The sequence below is a fragment of the Psychrobacter sp. T6-1 genome, from assembly GCF_052258445.1.
In genome coordinates this window covers 1-1,457 of the sequence record NZ_JBQQFC010000448.1, presented here as the reverse complement: position 1 = coordinate 1,457, position 1,457 = coordinate 1, and the positions used below count along the sequence as shown (strand labels likewise).

Annotated in this window: 2 protein-coding genes; both read right to left on the bottom strand. The window is 41.3% G+C overall.

From position 1 onward, the window contains the following. Nucleotides 1-61 precede the first annotated feature (61 nt). A complete protein-coding gene (locus ACTXGO_RS13680) occupies nt 62-619 on the bottom strand; it encodes a hypothetical protein (RefSeq protein WP_443541355.1) in 558 nt (185 codons plus the stop codon). A gap of 28 nt (nt 620-647) precedes the next feature. Continuing rightward, nucleotides 648-1,271 carry a hypothetical protein gene (locus ACTXGO_RS13675; protein ID WP_443574908.1) on the bottom strand — a complete coding sequence of 208 codons (624 nt, stop codon included), beginning with the start codon at nt 1,269-1,271 and terminating at the stop codon, nt 648-650. Nucleotides 1,272-1,457 lie beyond the last annotated feature (186 nt).

Sequence of the window (1,457 nt, the reverse complement as noted above, 5' to 3'; positions counted from 1 at the left end):
AAAAGCTGCCAGTGATCATTATCATTGGCAGCTTTTTATTTTTTCTTTTAACTACAAACCTTTAAATGTTCTGACTATCGATATAACTCTTCATCACTTTTAAATCTTGCAGATGCTGTCGCTCTACGCTCTCTAATAAGTTATCTAAGCGCGTCTCTATATTATCTAGCACTTGCTGTAATAGATCGTTAGCTTCACTCTGTCTCTCATAACGGTTTGTGTTAGCATGACCGTCTATCGTCATAAGCTGATAGTAACTCGCCAACATTTCAGGCAGTCTTGTTTGTAATAGCTTGTTGACAATAAATTGTGATTCGCTAATCGCAGGTGTTACATTTTGCTTTTGCATCTGCTTTTGATAGTTATCATAGCTGACCACTTTATTATCAATACGCTGTAGCTGGCGCAATTGACTGCTAGGTAAGCAGCTTAAATGCTCTTTGTTCAACTCAAGCTGCTGCCATCTTGTGTCATTGAGCAGTCTTGGCGTTTGCGAGTCATGATAAGTAAGCACACCTGGAGTAATACCAACAGCTTTGTGCAATGCGTGCCAACCTTTTCTGGCTATATAAACGGTAGCTACTGTACCTGCGACACCTATACCTATTAAAATACTCATATTGGTTTACCTCTTACTCATGGACTAACTAGATAGTGGTGTCCTGAGTACTTTTATCGTGCTCCTTGTCTAAACGCGTGGTTTGTAGCACTTGTACATCATTGTCTTGCGTAGGATTATCAAAACGCTGTTGCAAATAGCGATTGGTCACCAGCAGCTTTTGACCGTCTTGGTGATAAGACGCATTAAGCAAATCATCGAATTGGCTATTGATCGTTTCTAGTACCTCAAGTAAGGCCTCTTTACCAGTGACATTGGAGTTTTTTATTTTTGTGGTATCGACACGCGCGCCGTCTAGGTCATGCAAACGGCGATAATCAGCGACCGCTTGCGGAATGTGTCTGTCCATCAAGTTTTGGATCATGATATAGGTTTCATTCACCGTATCTTTGTCATCTATTTTGCCATCATTATTGGTATCGCCGTAAATCAAAGATAGTTTTTCGCCCTTGGTATTAATCTGAGTCAAAGCTATTTTGACATCGTCTGGCAGGCTCTTTTCTGGAATATAACCCAGTTGCGGCATAGCCTCGTATTCAAGCATTTTGGGTGCGCTAAGCTTTTTGATACCGCGATAACCCAGATAAATACCCGCTGCTGGTAGTACCCCGTATAGGATAAACATTACAAACATAGCGGTCACTTGGGTCATGGCTTTTTCCTTTTATCGCTTTAATGATTGTTAATTTTGCGTACGACTTTTGACATAACGGTGCGTTGACGCTAGGCGATTGAGCACGGTTTGATGGAGCTCATCTAATAGCTCATCAAGCTCATAATCGATCTCTAAAAACAAATCAGTGAGCATATCCCCTGCCGTCATACTGCCCTGCGCTAT